Here is an 18,552-nt window from a genome sequence, read left to right on the forward strand (position 1 = left end):
GGAGCGCTATCCAGCGGCGCGCACCCGGTCAGCGCTGCGACTGTCGACCTCGGGCGCCGTCGCGCCTTTCAGTCCGGCCACTTTGGCCGCGATGTTCTCAGCGATCGTGATCGGCGGGTATCCCACTTCGCCCGGTGTGAGAGTCCCTGGCAGTGCTTCGATGACGGCGTCGTAGTTCCCGTCGAAAAAGAATGCGGCAGAGCGACGTCGGATGATCTGACCATCGACGATAGGTGGGTCGACTCGGTGCACTGTCGAGCGCCATCGGTCGTTCGTCCAGCGTGCCATCGCGTCGCCGAGGTTGATCAAGAGTGCGCCGTCGGCAGGTTGGACGTCGTGCCATACGCCGTCGGCACTCAGAACTTGAAGGCCAGGAACTTGATCTGCCCACAGGATGGTCAAGATTCCGAAGTCGGTGTGAGCGCCCATTCCCGTCATGTCGCCGGAGATGCGGATCTCGCCCTCGGGCAGTGCGTAGTTGTTCATCTTCATCGCGTCGATCGAATGGTCGAGCATCGAATCGAAGTACCCGGGCTGCAATCCGAGAGCGTCGGTAAAGGCGCACATCAGGATTCGTGCCAAGCCCTGGGCATGACGGAAATACTCTTCGATTGCCGGTCGGAATCTTGGCGCGGCCACGGGCCAGGTGTTGGCGGCGTAGCTGGACTCGGGTAGGTCGACGCCCGGATAGTCGCTCACCTCTGTGCCCACGACTATTGCTTCGTAGAAATCGTTCATCTGGTTCGCAGCGGCGACGCCCAGGCTCATGCTGAGTGATTCCGATTTCGGTGGTGAGTAGCCGCGGTTCTCGGACGAGGGACGGCGATAGTTGTTCTTCACCGTCAGTGGGAGAGCAAAGAACTCGTCGAGAGCGTCGGCCAGTCCTTCGGTCGCCGATCGTGGAATGCTGTGTCCGACAATCTGTATGAATCCGACCTCCCGGCACGCGCGATCGAGTTGAGCTGCCACTTCCGCACAGGCAGTGCTGTTGGTGGCGTTTGCAACCGCTGCCTCGCCGCGGAGGTACGGGCTGATATCGATCGTAGGGATTTCGAAGACAGGAGTTTCGTGGGTCATTTAAAGTCCTTGCGGCCGGACGTGTGCCACTTACCGACGAGCACACGTGAGAGGAATCCAAAGGCAGAGAAGACGAGGACACCGAACACCGACGCGATCACGATCGCGGCGATCAGATCCTCGGACTGAAGGCGGCTTCGGTAGACGTCGAGCAGCGTTCCGATCCCGGGTTGTCCTTTGGCGAAGAACATGTCGCCGATGATGGCACCGACGACAACAAGGCCGGAGGCGGTGCGGATGCCGGTTAGAATAGCCGGCATTGCCGCTCGCAGTTCGAGTTTCACCAATCGATCCCAACGGGACGCGCGGCCGAGGGTGAACAGTTCGTGCAGTCCGCGATCGACCGATTGCAATCCGAAGTGTGTGTTGGTGATGATCGGGAAGGCTGCGATGAGAACACACACCAGGGTACGCGCGGTCATACCGTAGCCGAACCAGAGCCCGATGAGGGGGACGATGGCGAGGATGGGAATGACCTGCAGCACAACGGCATAGGGATAGACGATCCGCTCGATCCACTTGGCCTGGCTCATCAGCACGCCGGTTCCGACGCCGACTGCCACCGCGACCACGAAGCCGACCAGTGCTACCTGTGCCGTCACTGCGAGGGCTTCGAGCATGGGAGAGAGGTGTTTCCAGTCGAGTAGCGACTTTGTCAGTACTTGACTCGGCGGCGGAAGGAGGAATCGACGTTCCGGGGAGAGAACGAGGTAGCTGACGATCGACCACGCTGCGACCGCGCCGGCAAGTGAGAGCAGCGGATAGAGCAGGAAGGTGCCGAGCGCTCTCATTCGCGAGGGCCGTCCGGGCTGTGACTGTGCTCGCGCGGCGGTCGCAGAATCAGTGCGAACGGCGGAATTGCGTGCGGTGGTGCCCTGTTGCACTGCAAGGACTTCGGTCATCGTGAGCTCCCATGGAGACTGGCCGAGATCTCGGCGACGTGTTCGGTGTATCGGGCGTCGTAGCGCAGTTCCGGGCTACGCGGGTAGGGGAAATCGATGTCCACGACCGAATGGATTCGTCCGGGCCGGGCGGTCATGACGACCACCTTGTTTGCGAGGTACACGGCCTCGGATACCGAGTGCGTGATGAACATCGAGGTGAACCCCTTGTCGGTGTAGAGCCTTTGCAGCTCTACCTGCATCTCCAGTCGTGTCATCTCGTCGAGAGCACCGAAAGGTTCGTCGAGCAGCATCACAGCAGGTGCGAGGGTGAGCGCACGTGCCAACGAGACGCGCATCTTCATTCCGCCCGACAACGCGTTGGGCAGTTGTTTCGCGAAGTCCGCCAGGCCCACTGCGCGAATTGCCTCGTCGGCGCGCAATTTTCGGGCTGCTTTGTCGCCGCCACCGAGTTCGGCGGACAATTCGACGTTGGCCTGCACGGTTCGCCAGGGGAGGAGAGTCGGCTCCTGGAAGATGAAGCCAACTGATTCGGTGTCGAGGGCAACCGCGCCGCTGGTCGGTCGCTCGAGGCCGGCCGCCATGCGCAACAAAGTCGACTTGCCGCAGCCGGAGGGTCCGACCACGGCGACGAAGTCTCCTCGCTCCACGTTCAGATCGATGCCGTCCAGCGCGACAGTGCCGGTATCGAACTTCTTGACGACATCGGAAAAGACCATCTGCATCGGTGCGGTGAGCTTGCGAGCGTCGGCATCCTGCATCGTGTTCGCGAGTTCCATCTGAGCCTCCGGTTCAATAATGCATGCAAAAGTTCTTCAAGATGTGTGAACCATCGTGAATTGCATGTATGTCGCCTAGATTGCTGAATGTAAATGTGAGGTGACATTGCAGGTGAAGCGAGAATCTTGGCGCGCGTTACCTGATGGAAACAACTAGTCGATTGCATGTAATCCATGTGCTGCAGAGTGTGCACATCGGATCACCCTTCCTGGTTCGCCCACATCCCAATTGTTTTCACGAAGGAGACGCTGTGTATTCAAATCGCAAGGTGCATTCCAATCGCAGAAGTGTGGGAGCGGTCGGCGCGGCACTGGCCATGTGTGCAGCCATCGGATTGACTGCGTGCAGCTCCAGTGAGGCTGAGACGGCCAAGGCTGAATCTCTCGAACCAGCTGCCGAGGCTCAGAACCTAGCGGGTCTCTGTCCGGAAAACGTTGTGGTTCAACTCCAATGGCAGCCGCAGTCGGATATGGGAGCGCTCTTCGAGATGCTTGGTCCCGGCTATTCGGTCGACACCGACGACAAGTCCGTCAGCGGGACTCTTGTCGCCGGAGGGAAGGACACCGGAGTCGACTTGACCTTGCGGGCCGGGGGACCGGCAATCGGGTTCCAATCCGTCAGCTCCCAGATGTACGTCGACGATTCGATCACTCTCGGCTTGGTGCACGGCGATCAGGTGATCGCGGCAGCGGCAAGTCAGCCCGTTGTGGCCGTCACGCCATTGCTCAAGTACAGCCCGGCAATCCTCATGTGGGACAAAGAGTCTCATCCGGAATGGGCGAGTGTTGCCGATATCGGCAAGTCCGACGCGAGTGTCGTCGTTTCCAAGGAGCAACTGTTTCCGCAGTGGCTCGTGGCGAAAGGCCTACTGAAGCAGTCTCAGCTCGACACGAGCTACGACGGAGCTCCCTCGCGATTTGTCGGTGACCCGACCATCGCTCAGCAAGGATTCGCGAATTCGGAACCGTACACGTACGAGAAGGAGACGCCGGCGTGGGACAAGCCGGTTTCCTATGACCTGCTGAAAGATTCGGGTTTCGACATCTACGCGTCCAATGTTTCCGTTCGTGCCGACAAGGTCGAGACACTCTCCCCGTGTTTGAGCAAGCTGGTTCCGATCATTCAGCAGGCCACCGCGGACTACATCACTGCGCCGGATACGGCGAATGCTGCCATTGTCGACGTCGTTTCGCAGGACGTGTCGTTCTCTCCCTACACCGAGGGTGAAGCAGCGTTCAGTGCCCAACTCTTGAAAGAGAAGGGCCTGATCGCGAACGAGGCGGACGGATCCGTCGGCACGTTCGACATGACGCGAGTCGCTCACACCGTCGAAGAACTGAAGCCCATCCTGAACGCCGGGGGTGCGGCGATACCGCAGTCATTGACTGCAGAAGAGATCTACACCGACAAGTTCACCGATCGGTCCATCGGAATCCGCTGAAGGAGCTGACAGCAAATGACGTACGACATGACAGAACTCAACCGCGAGACCCGCATGGGTGGCCTGGGCACGGAGACCACCGACCGCGAGGTCCGAAGAATCGATCTCTCGGATTTCGAGAACCGGCGCAGCGAGATCGCCGAGGAGTTGTGGTCGGCAGCGACCGACATCGGATTCTTCCAAATCGTCAATCACGGGATCGATCTGGACCAGGTCCGCGAGGCTTTCGCGGCGGCCGAGCGATTCTTTGCACTGCCCACCGAGGTCAAAGCGCAGTATCCGCTCAAGAAGGGTTTCAACTCCGGCTGGGAGAGCATGACGCAGGTGCGTCCGTCCATCGGAACACCTGATCAGAAAGAGTCCTATCAGGTGACCCGCCCGCATATGGGTGATCTGTGGCCCACTGCAGACGAATTGGGCGGATTCCGCGAAACGATCCTGGACTTCGAAGCCAAGTGCTGGGGCATTGCGATGGACCTGTTGTCGTGCTTCGCCGAGAAGCTGGGATTCGAACGAGACTTCTTCACCAGAGCACATGACCCGTCGGTGGACACCTACCAGAGCACGCTGCGACTACTCCACTACTTCCCCCTTGCCGCCGACGCAGATGTCGAAGGGATGTGGCGTGCCGGAGCACACACCGATTTCGATTGCCTGACATTGCTTTTCCAGCGTGACGGTCAGGGCGGCTTGCAACTGTGCCCGGGCAAGGAGATGGACACCCAGGAATGGACGTCGGTGGTGCCGGCTGAGGAAGCAATCACCTGCAACATCGGCGACATGCTGATGAGATGGAGTGATGACGTCCTGCCGTCGAATTTTCATCGAGTCAAGAGTCCCGGAGTCACCGACTATCGGGGAGCCCGCTACAGCCTCGCGTTCTTCGCTCAGGCGAACCGCGACGTGACCATCGAGGGGCCGGCGGGCAAGTACCCGCCGATCACTGCCGAGGACTACATCGACCAGCGAGTACGCGCGAACTTCGCGCGTTGATCCGTATCCGTTCCGTCACACACTTTCAGGAGAACTGGCGATGACTACCGCGCCCAAGAACATGACCGACGCGATCATCCGGGACGTGACGTTGTACAGCGGCGGGCAATGGCTGACCGGCCACGACGTCGTCGTCTCGAATGGGGTGGTCGAATCGATCGAGAAGTCGACCGGCACCGCCACACCTGGAAGTGTGGACGGATCGGGGGCGTATCTGATCCCTGGCTTCGTCAACACCCATACGCACCTTCAGCAGTCACTGATGCGTGGGATCGCCGAAGGGACACCGCTTCTCGAATGGCTGCTCGCGGTCGCAGAAGAGTCGGTTCAGATCACGCCGGAGCGCGCATACACGGCCACTGTCGCAGCCTCGCTGGAGGCATTGCGCAGCGGTACGACCACCCTGGTCGAACACATGTGGCCGCATCCGTCCAGCGAGGTTCACGACGCTGTGATCCGGGCGTTGCACGACACCGGGATTCGTGCCGTACTGGGACGCGGAACCGCAGACCGGGCGGACAAGACGAGGAAGTGGGGCTTCGATCCGCGGCTCTTGCAACCACTCGGAGACGTTCTCGCACATACGGATCAGATGATGCGGGACGTCGCCGGTTCCCGCATTGACGTGGCAGTCGCGGTACCGAACCCGCGTTCGCTGACGCCGGAGGGGATGTCGGAAGTGCGTGAGTTCGCGCAGGCTCGCGACCTGACGGTCTCGATTCACCTGCTCGAGACGCAGACCGACAACACGATGTGTACCGAACACGCGGGCATGAACGCGGTCGACTACCTGGATTCCCATGGGTTCTTGTGGGACCGGGTGCTGGCGGTCCACTGCGTCGAACTCGACGACCGTGGTCAGAAGGTGCTGGCGGAGCGCGGCGTCGGAGTGTCGTACAACCCCGTCAGCAACATGCGGCTCGGTAGCGGAATCGCGCCCGTCCCGAGTTTCCTCGACGCGGGGATCGCGGTGGGGTTGGGTGTGGACGGCGCAGCCAGCAACGATACTCAGGACATGCTCGAGACGCTGCGCACCGGCGCCTATGTGCAGCGAGCCGCGCGCGGCCGTGCCGACCTGCTCGGCTTCGAAGCCATGATCGACATCGCATCCGGCGGTGCAAACGCAGCACTCGGTCTGCCGGCCAGGTCCGGCGGGATCTCCGTGGGCGATCCCGCCGACCTCACCATGATTCGGTTCGAACGCGACTTCGGTTGCCTCCCGGTGCGAGATCCGGGTGCGTCCATTCTCACGACGGGCAGTCGTCAGATAGTGGACACGGTGTTGGTTGCGGGCGAGGTCGTGCTCCGCGACGGGCACTCGACTCGCGTCGACGAGGCGGAATTGATCCGCACGCTCAGCGCTTTGTGACTGTGCTCAGTCTTCGCTGATCTCCATCTCGATCAGGACGCGGCGCAACAGCTTTCCGGTGGCGTTGCGGGGAAGTTCGTCGATGAAGACGATCTCGCGGGGAACCTTGTAGCGCGCGAGATTCGACCGGACGTGATCCTTCAGCTCGTCGGAGTTCTGGTCGGCGCCGTGGGCGACGACGACAAAAGCTCGCAGGCGGTGCCCGAAGTCGGCGTCCTCGACTCCGATGACTGCCGCTTCCAAGACGTCCTCTCGATCGGCGAGCAGGTTCTCGACTTCGAGCGGGTAGACGTTCTCGCCACCGGAGACGATCATGTCGTCGTCGCGGCCGTCGACGAAGAGGAGGCCGTTGGCGTCGAAGTGTCCGACGTCGCCGGTCGAGAGAAGTCCGTCGATACGTTCCTTGTCGCGCCCGTCGGTGTATCCCTCGAAGCTCAGCCCGCTGGCGACGAATATCCTGCCGATCGTGTGTGGGGTGGTGATCTTCTTGTTGTTCTCGTCGAACAGTTCGACGTGACAGGTCACCGGAGCGCGGCCCGCGGTTCCCGGCGCAATGGTCAGATCCTCGGGAGTCGCGACCGTGGCCACTGCGACCTCGGTGGATCCGTACAGGTTGTAGAGGACGTACCCGAACGAGGCCGTGACTCGCTTGCACAGGTCGGGTGAGAGTGACGAACCTGCCGAGAAGATGATCTTCAGGTTCGACGTGTCGTACTTGGACAGCACGTCGGGACCGAGGTCGATGATGCGAGTGAGCATCGTCGGGACCACGACCAGGCTGTCGCACTTGTACTGGGCGACAAGCTTGATCGTGTTCTCCGGATCGAACTTTCGATGCATGACGACGGTCTGGCCGAGCGCCAACGCGAGAGCGAACTGCGAGACACCGGTTCCGTGGAAGGCGGGGGCCGCCATCATCATGGTCTGTCCGCGGCGCAACGGCACGCGGTCGAGGAACTGCGCCGACGCGAGAGGGGAGGTGTGGCCACGCGGCGCACCCTTGGGAGTTCCTGTGGTGCCGCTGGTGAGGAGGACGAAGCCACCGTTCTTCTCGGGTGCCGGCACCGACGACGTGGTGCGTCCGGCGATGGCCTCGTCGAGAGTGGCTGCCGTGGAACCGTCAGCGGCCGTGCCCTCTGGCCAGGAACGATAGACGACGACGTCGTCCGGCAAGGCATCGGCGATGTCCGCGAACTCGTCGTCGTAGACGAAGGCGACCACCTTCTCCCGCGCGGCGACGTCCACGAGTTGGGGCCGAGCGAAGCCCGTGTTCATGAGAACGAGCTTCGTTCCATTCTTCGCTGCCGCCAGCATGGTCAGGACCAAGCCTCGATGGTTACGGCACATCGCACCCATGACGGAGTCGGAGGTGATGCCGTCGGCCTGCCACGCCCGGACCAACGCGTTGCTCTGACGCTCGAGCTCGGCATAGGTGATGGGGCCGCGCTCGTCGATGATCGCCACCGCGTCGTAGCCGTTCTCGGCGTGTGCATGGACCGGCCCGGCGAAGGGTCCGTACTTGTCCACGGCTGCAATGGATTTGAGTCCGCGATCGAGGCGAGGGAACGGGACGAGTCCGGCTCGGAACATGACCCCCGCCGCGCCGATGGTGTCAGTGACCTTGGTGACCAATCCGGGCATACGTGAACCTCTTCCGAGCGTCGTTGTAGGACTGATTACACACTAATGCGCAATCAGGTTTCGGTGGTGAAGTTTCACGATGGCGACCGAGCACTCCGCCCCGCCACCTCGAAAGGTGGCGGGGCGGAGTGTTTCGGGATCTGGTCCGTGCGACCGTCACTTCAGTTCGGCGGACGACTTTCCGAGCAGGCGGCGTGCGACGATCAGCTGCTGGATCTGCTGGGTGCCCTCGAAGATGTCGAGAATCTTCGAGTCGCGGCCCCACTTCTCGAGCAACGGGCGCTGCGAGTAGCCGTAAGTGCCGGCCAACTCGACTGCCTTGAGCGTCACGTCGGTGCCGGTGCGGCCGGCCTTCGCCTTGGACATGGACGCTTCGAGCGAGTTCGGCTTCTTGTTGTCGGCCATCCACGCCGCGCGCAGAGACAGCAGGTACGCGGCCTCCCAGTCGGCTTCCAAACGGATGAACTCGGCTGCAGCTGCATGCTGGTTGTAGACCGGTGTGTCGTAGGAGATCTCGACACCGGCTTCGGTCAGGATGCCGCGCAGTTCTTCGAGAGCTGCGCGTCCGACGCCGACTGCCATGGCTGCAACGAGGGGCCGGGTGTTGTCGAACGTCTGCATGACGCCGGCAAAGCCCTGCTCCACGTTGACCTCCGGGCTGCCGAGGATGTTGTCCGCGGGAATGCGGCAATCCTGGAGCAGGAGTACTGCGGTGTCGGAGGCCTTGATGCCCAGCTTGTGCTCGAGGCGGGCAACGCTCAGGCCCGGTGCGTCACGCGGAACGACGAACGACTTGATGGCCGCTCGGCCCTTCGACTTGTCGACCGACGCCCACACGACGATGTGCGTCGAACGCTCACCGGCGGTGACGAAGATCTTCTCGCCGTTGAGAACCCACTCGTCGCCGTCGAGAACGGCGGTGGTGGTCACTGCGGCGGAGTCGGAACCGAAACTCGGTTCGGTGATGGCCATCGAGGCCCACACCTTACCGAAACGTTCGAGCTGTTCGTCGGTTGACACTGCGGCGATCGCGGCGTTGCCGAGCCCCTGGTAGGGGATCGAGAGCATGAGTCCGACGTCGCCCCAAGACGTTTCGAGCGAGTTGAGGAGCGCAGACATGTTGCCGCCGTTGGCGTTGCCGCCCTTGGCGCTCGCGTCGGACCGTCCGCCGCTGGCACCGCCGATGTCTCCACCGGAATCGGAGAGGCCTTCGACCATGGCGGCCATGGTGTCGAGCTCGACGGGATACTCGTGCTCAGCGAGATCGTACTTACGTGAAATGGGTCGGAAGATCTGCGCCGCGACCTGATGTGCCTGGTTCGCTGATGCTTTGAGCTTCTTGGGAAGTTCGAGGTTGATCATCGTGGTTCTCCTGGAAGTTCAGCGGCGTCAGATGAGGACGATGCCCTCGGCAACGCCGATGGCACGGAGGTCGCGGTACCAGCGCTCGACCGGGTGTTCCTTGGTGAACCCGTGTCCACCGAGGAGTTGCACACCGTCGAGGCCGATCTGCATGCCCTTCTCGGAAGCCAGCTTCCGGGCCAGAGCGGATTCGCGAGCGAAGGACAAGCCCTGCTCGGCGCGTGAAGCGCCCCGAAGCGTGACCAGGCGCAGTCCGTCGAGTTCGATGCCGATGTTGGCGACCATGAAGGCAACCGCCTGGCGGTGGCTGATCGGCTCGCCGAACGCTTCGCGCTCGTTGACGTACGGAATCACGTAGTCGAGAACTGCCTGGCTGGTGCCGACGGCCATGGACGCCCAACCGAGTCGAGCCAGGCGAATCGCGTCGGCGTATTCGGCCTTACGCTGCTCGGCGTCACCGTCGCCGAGCAGTGCGGACTCCGACACAGCGACATCGGTGAGGATCAGGCGACCCAGGCCTGCGGCGCGCAGACCCATGCTGGGATCTGCTTCGACGACGAGTCCCTTGGTGTCGGATTCGACGATGAAGAAGGAGGGCTTGCCGTCGAGTTCTGCGGCGATGACGAAGAGTTCGGACGTAGCCGCGGCGGGCACCAAGCTCTTGACGCCGTTGAGCTTGTAGCCGCTGGGGGAGCGAACTGCCTTGGTCTGCAGGGCAAACGGATCGAACAGTGCGCGTGGTTCGTTGACCACCACTGCTGCGCCGGGGACCTGCTCGCCGGTGAAGGCCGGAAGGTAGGTCTTCTGCTGCGCGTCGGTGCCCCACTGCGTCAGTGCGACCGCAACGCCGCTGGGTGCGAGGATCGGAAGTGCAAGCCCCATGTCTCCGTGCGCAAGTGCCTCGGCAACAAGAGAATTGGTGACCGCGCCGCGATCGGCAGCTGCTCCGTCGAGTTCTTCGGGAACGTTGATCAGCGTGATGCCGAGCTCGGCTGCGCGCTTGGAGAGATCGGCTGGTGCCTGCGCTGCGCCGTCGGCGTCGTGCGCTGCGGGACGCAGGATCTCGGCCGCGAACTCGCGCACGGTCTCGACGATCATCTTCTGGTCGTCGTCGGGGGTCAGATCGAAGTAGTCGGCGTTCTTGCTCGGGTTGTCGGGCAGGCGCTTGGGTGCGCCGTTGCCCGAGACCTTCTGGAATCCTCGAGTGGCGGCACCCAGGGTTTTGAAGCCCGTCTTGGTGCCCTCGTAGGTCACGCGATCGATGGTCTGACGCAGATTGAACTTCTCGGCCAGTTCCGAACCGGTGATCTTGGTAAGCACACGCATGGCTGCGCCCATGGCGTCGCGTTTGATCGGGTTCAGGCCGACGGCGGACGTGTCGCGGGGCGCACCCTTGGCGCCGCCGCGCTGCGCGCCCGATTCGCTGCGCTGAGCGCTCTTGTCGGGGGCAACACTGTCTTGCTTGGTCATGATCACCAGCTGTTTCTCGGTGTTGGGGCGTTGGACGATCCTTATCTTACTCATCAGTAAGGTCTGTTGTCGAGAAACCGCGAAATGATGCGCGTCATAGGCTCGAGGGGTGAACCGGACAGAGGTGCCAGATCGGATACAGCGGTACGTGCGCTACACGCCGTTGGTGGTGGTCCCGTGCCTGTTGATCGCCAGCACGTATCCGGGGGAGTATCGAGTTCCCCTCACCTACTGGATTCTGTCGATGCTGTCGGCGCTCGCCTTCGCCGTCGGCCGTCGATGGCCGGTCTTCGCGTCCCTGGTCATCTCGGCGCTCGCCGTTCCGATGTTCGTCGCCGACGCCTGGGGGCTGTCCGAGCTTGTTCCGTATCTCGGGGCGGTCGCCGTCGTCGACGTCACGATGCGGGCCGAGCGTAGAGAAATGGTTGCCGTATCGGCAGCAGGATGGTGCGGTTCGGTGCTCGCGGGTATCTGGTTCGAATCTCACGAAGCGTTCTGGTCTGTCACGACGGCTGTGAAAGTGCTTGCGTACGTGGGGTTGCCACTGCTGCTCGGGCTGTATCTACGCTCGCAGCGTGAATTGGCCGCGAACAATCTTGCGCAGACCCGCGCTGCGGAGCGCAGTGCGCTCGCCCGCGAACTGCACGACCTGGTTGCGCACCACATGGCATCGATCGTCCTGAGAATCGGCGTGGCTCAACATGTCTTGGCGCCCCAGGACGAGGCCGTGCGTGAGGTCCTCGCGGATGTGCGTGGGACTGCGTCCGATGCGCTGGCCGATATCCGTCGCCTCCTGGTCGCACTTCGTGATCCTTCGCTCGGTGAGGTCGCTCTGGTCGAGCCGGATGCCGTCGAGGCGGAAATCGAGGCGGCGATAGATCGTGTGCGTGCGGCGGGTTTCGAGGTGCAGGCGGTCTTCGATGCCCAGGAGAATGTCGAGACAGGCGCAGCCGATCTCGACGCGATCGGGAGGCTGACGTTGTTGCGGGTGATTCAGGAATCACTGACCAACGTCATGAAGCATGGCGACAAGAAGGGGCTGGTATCGGTCTCGGTCGGTCGCGAAGACAACCGGGTGCATGTCAGGGTTGTCAACGACGTCGAGGGATCGCCTCGGAGTGCAGGTCATGGCCTGGTGGGAATGCAGGAGCGTGCGGAGTTGGTCGGCGGCGAGATGACCGCGGGCACCAACAGTGACGGGAAATGGGAAGTGCACGTGAGTATTCCACTCGTTGTCTCGGGCGATGTCTCGTGATCAGCGTGCTGATCGTCGACGACCAGCGACTTGTGCGCGCCGGTTTGCGGATGCTGTGCGCGGCAGCCGAGGACATGACCGTGGCCGGTGAGGCGTCGAACGGCGTCGAGGCGGTAGCGCTCGCTGCAGAATTGGATCCCGACGTGATTCTGATGGACTTGAGAATGCCCGGGCTGGACGGGATCGGCGCCACGCAGCAGATCGTCAAGGCCGGTCGTCGAGCGCGCATCCTCGTGCTGACCACCTTCGACGACGACGATCATCTGTATCCCGCACTCGCCGCGGGGGCTTCGGGATTCTTCGTCAAGGACACCGAACCCGCCGAGTTGCTCGGTGCCATTCGGCGGATCGCCGAGGGCGAGATGGTGTTCACTCCGGAACTTCTCCGCCGCGTTGTGGATCGAGCGGTGATCGGTGGTATCGCAGACACTGCTGCGACGGAGAAGGTTCCGTTGACCGATCGCGAATCGCAGGTCCTCGCGCTGGTGGCAGAAGGGAAGAGCAATCAGGAGATCGCGGACACGCTGCATCTCGGTGTGACCACGGTGAAGACGCACGTGGCGAACCTGATGTCGAAGACCGGTTGCGACAATCGGGTTCGCCTCGCCGTGTACCACTTGCAGAACCTTCAGTGACCGGAGTGCGAACCAGACGAAGGCATCGGCATGTCCATCTGCATCGGAGCCGCCTTCTGTCCCGGTTCGAGCACGAGGAATTGGCCCATCATCCCTTGGTCCTCGTGCATCAGCAGGTGGCAGTGGAACATGTACGGGAAAGTGGGATCGGTGTACTCGGACCACTGCAGTGCGACGCGAACCCTGCTGCCCGGCGGTGTGTAGACGGTGTCCTTGAGTCCGCGCAAGTGCGGCGGGGGAGTGCGACCGTCGACGTCGAGGATCTGGAACTGTACGTCGTGGAGATGGAAATTGTGTGGCCAGTTGTCCTTGTTGGTGATCGTCCACACCTCGGTCGCGCCGACTTCGGCCTCGAAGTCGATGCGGTTCATGTCCATTCGTTGCCCGTTGATCATGTACCACTGCAGATCGAAGGTTCGGGAAACGCTTGCCTTCGACGGATCCAGACGCGGCAGTACGGCCAACTGCGCCGGGAGAGTCGACCGTGACGCGCGGCTGGCAACGCCCCGCAGTTCGAGGATGTCGAAGCGGTCGTTCATGCCGAAGTTCTCGGCGTCGGAGGAACTCACGCCACCGCCGTCCTCGATCGGGAACGACACCAGTGTGGTCGTCGCACCGGGGTCGACGCGAACCACGATCTCGGCTCGTTCGCCGGGGCTGAGCTGAATCCGCTTGATCGCAATAGGTGATTCGAGCAGTCCGCCGTCGGTGGCAATCAGATCGAACGTGCGGTCGTCGGGGAACCCCAGGTTGTAGAGACGGCCGGAAGAGCCGTTCAGAATGCGTAACCGGACGACCCCGGTGGTGACGTCGAGGTAGGCGTCGGAGATGCCGTTGGTGACGATCGTGTCGCCGAGCAGGCCTATGTCGGTCGGATCCGATTCGTCGAAGCTGCCGTCGGCGAGGAATCGACGATCCTGGATGATCAGCGGAACATCGTCGACACCATAGGTTTTGGGGATGTCCAACGCCCGCGTGTCTGCGTCGTCGATCAGGAACAGTCCGGCGAGACCGCGCTGCACGTGCCGTTCGGTGGATCCGTGCGGGTGTGGGTGATACCAGAGCGTCGACGCCGACTGGCCGATCGTCCACGCCGGTTCCCAGCGTCCGCCGGCTTCGATGGTCTGGTGCGGGCCGCCGTCGTATCGGGCGGGCAGATGCATGCCGTGCCAATGGACGGTCGTGGGCTCTGCCAGTGTGTTGTCGATCGTGAATGCGACAGATTCTCCGCATTCGGCGCGGACGGTCGGCCCCAGAATGGATCCGTTGAAACCCCAAGTGTCGGTGAGTTTTCCCGCGACGATCTCGGTGGTCCCGGCACCGGCACGAAGTGTGAAGTGGCGAACACCGGCGTCGTCGACGGTGGATTCGGCAAGCGGCGGAATCGGTAGCGGACGCGAAGTTCCGGCCACCGCCAACGTGGCGCTCTTCGCTGCCGGGTCGGCGCCGCAGCCCACCGCGAGCCCGAGGGGCGCTGCGGCCAGACCGAACAGAATCGTGCGCCTGGAAATCCGGTTCATCGTTCTCCTGGAAGTAGTGCGTGATCAACTACTTCCAGTCAACGGGCCGAGATGTCGTGCCGAATCCTGCCGACGGGCCTGTCGGAACTCCTCCCTCGGACCCTTGCGGCGGGTGGGATGTTCTGGTACTCGGGTGTTACCGCAGGCGGGCCAGAACGTCTTCGTGCAGCAGTCCGTTGGTGGCGACCGCGCTGCCGCCGTGCGGACCTGCGCCGCCGTCCAGATCGGTGAACGCGCCGCCGGCCTCACGGACCAATACGTCGAGCGCTGCCAGATCCCACAGGGAAACCTCGGGTTCGGCAGCAATGTCGACGGCGCCTTCGGCCACGAGGCAGTAGGAGAAGAAGTCCCCGTAACCGCGCACGCGCCAGACGTGGTCGGTGAGTTCGACGAACTGATCGCGAATTCCGCGGTCCTTCCACCCCGAGAGGCTCGAGAAGCTCAGGCTCGCTGACTCGCTGCGATCGACGGCGGATACCTGGATCGCCCGCGCATCACTGTCCCCGAAGGAAGTATGTGCACCCAAACCTGTTGCAGCCCACCATCGCCGATTCAGTGCAGGTGCGCTCACGACGCCGATGACCGGGACGCCGTCCTCGAGCAAGCTGATCAGCGTGGCCCACACCGGTACGTTGCGGACGAAGTTCTTGGTCCCGTCGATGGGGTCGACCACCCACTGTCTGCCCTCGAAGACTGCGTCGCCGCCGAATTCCTCGCCGAGTACGGAATCCGCAGGACGATGCTCACCGAGCGTCGCGCGCACTGCTCGCTCGACAGCCAGATCGGCGTCGGAGACGGGGGTGAGGTCCGGCTTGTCGTCCACTCGAAGGTCGAGGGCGCCGAAGCGGGCGCGAGTGATCGCGTCAGCCTCGTCGGCGATACGGAGGGCGAGTGCGAGGTCGGATGCGCGATCGGTCACGGGTACACAACCTACCGGCTCAATCGGGGAGGACCTCGTTCAGCTTTCCGGTTGCGACGTCGAAGACGAATCCGCGTAGGGAGGTCGTCGCGGTGACGAACGGACTGTTCTCGATGCGCTTCAACGACTGACGGACGTCCTCGTCGATGTCGGGAAACGATTCGGCAGCCCAATTTGGTTTGATGCCGATCTCGTCCTGGATGGATCGCTTGAAGTCGTCGTCGGTGAACGTCAGCATTCCGCAGTCGGTGTGGTGGATGAGGATGATCTCGGTAGTTCCCAGCAGACGCTGGCTGATGGCCAGGGATCGGATCTCGTCGTCGGTGACGACTCCACCCGCATTGCGGATGACGTGCGATTCGCCTTCCTTGATTCCCAGCACCCGATAGACGTCGATGCGGGCGTCCATGCAGGCGAGTACGGCGACGTGTTTGCTGGGTGGGAGGGGGAGCGGTCCGGTGAACTGCTCGGCGTAGGCGGCGTTGTTCTGCAGGTATTCGTCGGTGACAGTCATCGTTCCAGTAGGTTCCCTCGGAGCGAGGTTGGCAAGGCTTCCAGTCCCGGTGATCCCAATACGTGACGGGCGGCAGGGCCGAGGTCGGCACCCGGTAGCCTTGAGAACCGTGCATCCCGACGTAATTGCAGACCTGAACGCCCTCGACACCACCCTTCGCACCTGCGAATCGGTTGTGGACGTCGAGGAGCTGCGCCGACGCATCGACGAGCTCGAGCACCAGGCAGCCGACCCGGGTCTGTGGAACGACCAGGAACACGCCCAGCAGGTCACGAGCCAGCTCTCCCACGCGCAGGCCGAGCTGCGCCGGATCGTGGCACTACGCGAGCGACTCGACGAGATGCCGATCCTCTACGAACTGGCAGAAGACGAAGGCCCCGACGCGGTGGCCGACGCCGACGCCGAGCGCGCGAGCCTGCGAGACGACATCGCGGCGATGGAAGTCAAGACCATGCTCTCGGGCGAGTACGACGAGCGCGACGCGCTCATCAACATCCGCTCCGGTGCCGGCGGTATCGACGCTGCAGACTGGGCCGAGATGCTCATGCGTATGTACATCCGCTGGGCGGAGAAGCACGACTACGGCGTCGAGGTCTACGACACGTCGTACGCCGAAGAAGCCGGACTCAAGAGCGCGACGTTCGCGATCAAAGGCCCGTACACGTACGGCACGTTGTCCGTCGAGATGGGCACTCACCGGCTCGTTCGCATCAGCCCCTTCGACAACCAGGGTCGTCGTCAGACGTCGTTCGCCGAGGTCGAGGTACTGCCGGTCGTCGAGACGACCGACCACATCGAGATCAACGAGAACGACATCCGCGTCGACGTCTACCGCTCGTCCGGTCCCGGCGGCCAGTCGGTCAACACGACGGACTCCGCCGTTCGACTCACGCACATCCCGACGGGAATCGTCGTCACCTGTCAGAACGAGAAGTCGCAGCTCCAGAACAAGGTGTCGGCGATGCGCGTCCTGCAGGCAAAGCTGCTCGCGGTCAAGCGTCAGGAAGAGCGCGCCGAGATGGATGCGCTCAAGGGCGACAGCGGCAGCTCGTGGGGCAACCAGATGCGCTCCTATGTTCTGCATCCGTACCAGATGGTCAAGGACCTGCGTACCGAGTACGAGGTCAACAACCCGTCGGCAGTGCTCGACGGCGACATCGACGGGTTCCTCGAGGCCGGCATCCGCTGGCGCATGAGCGAGAACCAGTCCGCATAGCGTTCGGATACCGAAAGGCACGATGACTTTACTTCGACCTGGGCAGAACCTGCTCGATTGGCTTCAAACCACCGGTTTGTCCGTCCTCATGACCGTGCTCGGGGCGATGATTCTCGCCCGGTTGGTCAGTTGGGGAGGCAACAAGGTCACCGACCAGATCGACTCCAACTATCAGTTGGGCGATGCGCTGGTTCGTTCCGAGGCCACCAAGCATCGTCACTCGGTCGCGCAGGTCATCACCTGGGTGGTCATCACGTTCATCTACGTGATCGCGACGCTGAAGGTTCTCGACCAACTGAACCTGCCGATCGGCAGTCTCGTCGCGCCGGCGACCGTTCTCGGTGCGGCGCTCGGTTTCGGTGCACAGCGCGTCGTGCAGGACATTCTTGCCGGTTTCTTCATCATCACCGAACGCCAGTACGGCTTCGGTGACACCGTCCGGCTTGCGATCACCGGCTCCTCCGACGACGCCGAAGGTGTCATCGAGGACGTGACCCTGCGCGTGACGCGGATGCGGAACTCCGACGGCGAGGTCATCACCGTTCCCAACGGCCAGATCGTGAAAGCGACCAACCTGTCCAAGGATTGGGCACGCGCCGTCATCGACGTTCCGGTTCCGGCGACCGCCGATCTCACCCGGGTCAACGAGGTGCTTCGCCAGGTCGGAGTCGACGCGATGGCCGACCGCGGACTCAAGAAACTGCTGCTCGACGAGCCCACGGTCATGGGCGTCGAAAGCCTGGAGGTCGATCAGGTCAACGTGCGGATGGTCGCGCGCACACTCCCTGGCAAACAGTTCCAGGTCGGACGCGCTCTTCGCGTCCGCGTCGCCGCAGCACTGCGACGTCAGGGGATCACGGTGTCACCGGATCTACACACCGTACGGACCGAGGAGGCGAGCGAATGACCGATCAGGAACCGCGCCGCGGACTCGACCGACTGTTTCACCTGGACTGGCTCCCGTCCCGGATTTTCGGCGGCCGGATGCGAACCTCTACCTTCATTCTCATCGTGGCGTGGATATTGACGTATCTGTTGCATACGTATCTCAATCCTGAGGACCCGACCGCAGTGACACCACCGCCCAGCGTGGACACGTCGCAGACCGAGCCTTACGTCGCGCCCTCGGTCAAACCGTCGACGACGACCCCCGTGCCGTCCTCGACCGAGCCGACGACTACGTCCGAGACCCAGTCTCCGGAATCGAGCACGGGCAGCTCAGGTTCTCCGACGCCGACTTCGGGTCCCGCGCCTGCGCCGGGCAACGCCGAACAGTCCGCGACCACGGTGCCGACCACTCCGGTGACGACGACCGTTCCCCAACCTGGCGCGGCGATGCAGGCACCGACGTCTGTGCCGCAGTCACCCGCGACCACCGGTACCGGATAAGGACGAGGGTGCTCGCGCGTGGCGCCAAGGTCACCGTTAGATAACGGCTAGACTGGCTAGTTGTGATCA

17 protein-coding genes are annotated in these 18,552 nt (G+C 62.8%); 8 read left to right on the forward strand and 9 right to left on the reverse strand.

The genetic code is table 11. The annotated features are described in order from the left end of the window. Positions 1-6: 6 nt before the first annotated feature. From KTR60_RS11185 to KTR60_RS11195, 3 genes are read right to left on the reverse strand one after another with little or no spacing between them, the layout of a single operon-like run. Positions 7-1,077 carry an isopenicillin N synthase family dioxygenase gene (locus KTR60_RS11185; protein WP_228402146.1) on the reverse strand — a complete coding sequence of 357 codons (1,071 nt, stop codon included), beginning with the start codon at positions 1,075-1,077 and terminating at the stop codon, positions 7-9. Beyond that, positions 1,074-1,979, reverse strand: coding sequence for an ABC transporter permease (locus KTR60_RS11190; RefSeq protein ID WP_007731277.1), 906 nt, complete (start codon positions 1,977-1,979; stop codon positions 1,074-1,076). Before KTR60_RS11190 ends, KTR60_RS11185 begins: the two co-directional genes overlap by 4 nt. After that, positions 1,976-2,758, reverse strand: a complete 783-nt coding sequence (locus KTR60_RS11195; protein WP_003942349.1) for an ABC transporter ATP-binding protein — start codon at positions 2,756-2,758, stop codon at positions 1,976-1,978. Before KTR60_RS11195 ends, KTR60_RS11190 begins: the two co-directional genes overlap by 4 nt. A gap of 251 nt (positions 2,759-3,009) precedes the next feature. Between KTR60_RS11195 and KTR60_RS11200 the strand changes: the two genes are divergently transcribed. From KTR60_RS11200 to KTR60_RS11210, 3 genes are read left to right on the forward strand one after another with little or no spacing between them, the layout of a single operon-like run. Then, positions 3,010-4,200, forward strand: coding sequence for a nitrate ABC transporter substrate-binding protein (locus tag KTR60_RS11200; RefSeq protein WP_080961241.1), 1,191 nt, complete (start codon positions 3,010-3,012; stop codon positions 4,198-4,200). A gap of 15 nt (positions 4,201-4,215) precedes the next feature. Next, on the forward strand, positions 4,216-5,193 hold the full coding sequence (locus KTR60_RS11205; RefSeq protein WP_003942293.1) for an isopenicillin N synthase family dioxygenase: 978 nt from the start codon (positions 4,216-4,218) through the stop codon (positions 5,191-5,193). 40 nt (positions 5,194-5,233) lie between these two features. Further along, on the forward strand, positions 5,234-6,562 hold the full coding sequence (locus KTR60_RS11210) for an amidohydrolase family protein (RefSeq protein WP_228402147.1): 1,329 nt from the start codon (positions 5,234-5,236) through the stop codon (positions 6,560-6,562). A 6-nt stretch (positions 6,563-6,568) separates the two neighbouring features. Here the strand turns inward: KTR60_RS11210 and KTR60_RS11215 are convergent, their stop codons facing one another. From KTR60_RS11215 to KTR60_RS11225, 3 genes are all read right to left on the reverse strand, one after another. Then, positions 6,569-8,203 (reverse strand): acyl-CoA synthetase, encoded by a 1,635-nt coding sequence (locus tag KTR60_RS11215; RefSeq protein ID WP_003942348.1) that lies wholly within the window; start codon positions 8,201-8,203, stop codon positions 6,569-6,571. Positions 8,204-8,359: 156 nt separating this feature from the next. Further along, positions 8,360-9,565, reverse strand: a complete 1,206-nt coding sequence (locus tag KTR60_RS11220; RefSeq protein ID WP_003942363.1) for an acyl-CoA dehydrogenase family protein — start codon at positions 9,563-9,565, stop codon at positions 8,360-8,362. Between the two features lie 27 nt (positions 9,566-9,592). Beyond that, a complete protein-coding gene (locus tag KTR60_RS11225; RefSeq protein ID WP_003942317.1) occupies positions 9,593-11,041 on the reverse strand; it encodes an acyl-CoA dehydrogenase family protein in 1,449 nt (482 codons plus the stop codon). A gap of 103 nt (positions 11,042-11,144) precedes the next feature. Here KTR60_RS11225 and KTR60_RS11230 point away from each other — a divergent pair, with 103 nt between their 5' ends. Further along, positions 11,145-12,290 (forward strand): sensor histidine kinase, encoded by a 1,146-nt coding sequence (locus KTR60_RS11230; RefSeq protein WP_228402148.1) that lies wholly within the window; start codon positions 11,145-11,147, stop codon positions 12,288-12,290. Continuing rightward, a complete protein-coding gene (locus KTR60_RS11235) occupies positions 12,287-12,925 on the forward strand; it encodes a response regulator (protein WP_228402149.1) in 639 nt (212 codons plus the stop codon). Before KTR60_RS11230 ends, KTR60_RS11235 begins: the two co-directional genes overlap by 4 nt. Here KTR60_RS11235 and KTR60_RS11240 read toward each other — a convergent pair. The 3 genes from KTR60_RS11240 to KTR60_RS11250 form a co-directional block, all read right to left on the reverse strand. Beyond that, positions 12,919-14,445 (reverse strand): multicopper oxidase family protein, encoded by a 1,527-nt coding sequence (locus tag KTR60_RS11240; RefSeq protein ID WP_228402150.1) that lies wholly within the window; start codon positions 14,443-14,445, stop codon positions 12,919-12,921. The two genes, KTR60_RS11235 and KTR60_RS11240, sit on opposite strands and share 7 nt — an antisense overlap. A 136-nt stretch (positions 14,446-14,581) precedes the next feature. Then, complete coding sequence (hisN, locus tag KTR60_RS11245) at positions 14,582-15,364, reverse strand: histidinol-phosphatase (protein ID WP_007731284.1); 783 nt, start codon at positions 15,362-15,364, stop codon at positions 14,582-14,584. Between the two features lie 19 nt (positions 15,365-15,383). After that, positions 15,384-15,878, reverse strand: coding sequence for a beta-class carbonic anhydrase (locus tag KTR60_RS11250; RefSeq protein WP_007731285.1), 495 nt, complete (start codon positions 15,876-15,878; stop codon positions 15,384-15,386). A 109-nt stretch (positions 15,879-15,987) separates the two neighbouring features. On the opposite strand from KTR60_RS11250, the gene prfB reads away from it, so the two are divergent. Genes prfB through KTR60_RS11265 form a run of 3 tightly spaced genes read left to right on the forward strand, consistent with a single transcriptional unit; the run spans position 15,988 to position 18,483 of the window. Beyond that, positions 15,988-17,094, forward strand: a complete 1,107-nt coding sequence (gene prfB, locus KTR60_RS11255; protein WP_003942364.1) for a peptide chain release factor 2 — start codon at positions 15,988-15,990, stop codon at positions 17,092-17,094. Positions 17,095-17,116: 22 nt separating this feature from the next. After that, positions 17,117-18,001 carry a mechanosensitive ion channel family protein gene (locus KTR60_RS11260; protein WP_003942304.1) on the forward strand — a complete coding sequence of 295 codons (885 nt, stop codon included), beginning with the start codon at positions 17,117-17,119 and terminating at the stop codon, positions 17,999-18,001. After that, positions 17,998-18,483: a hypothetical protein gene (locus KTR60_RS11265; protein WP_209921014.1), complete on the forward strand. Its 486-nt coding sequence runs from the start codon at positions 17,998-18,000 to the stop codon at positions 18,481-18,483. The genes KTR60_RS11260 and KTR60_RS11265 overlap by 4 nt, the downstream gene beginning before the upstream one ends. Positions 18,484-18,552: the final 69 nt, after the last annotated feature.

This window comes from Rhodococcus sp. C1, from assembly GCF_020809065.1.
Lineage (GTDB): Bacteria > Actinomycetota > Actinomycetes > Mycobacteriales > Mycobacteriaceae > Rhodococcus_F > Rhodococcus_F qingshengii.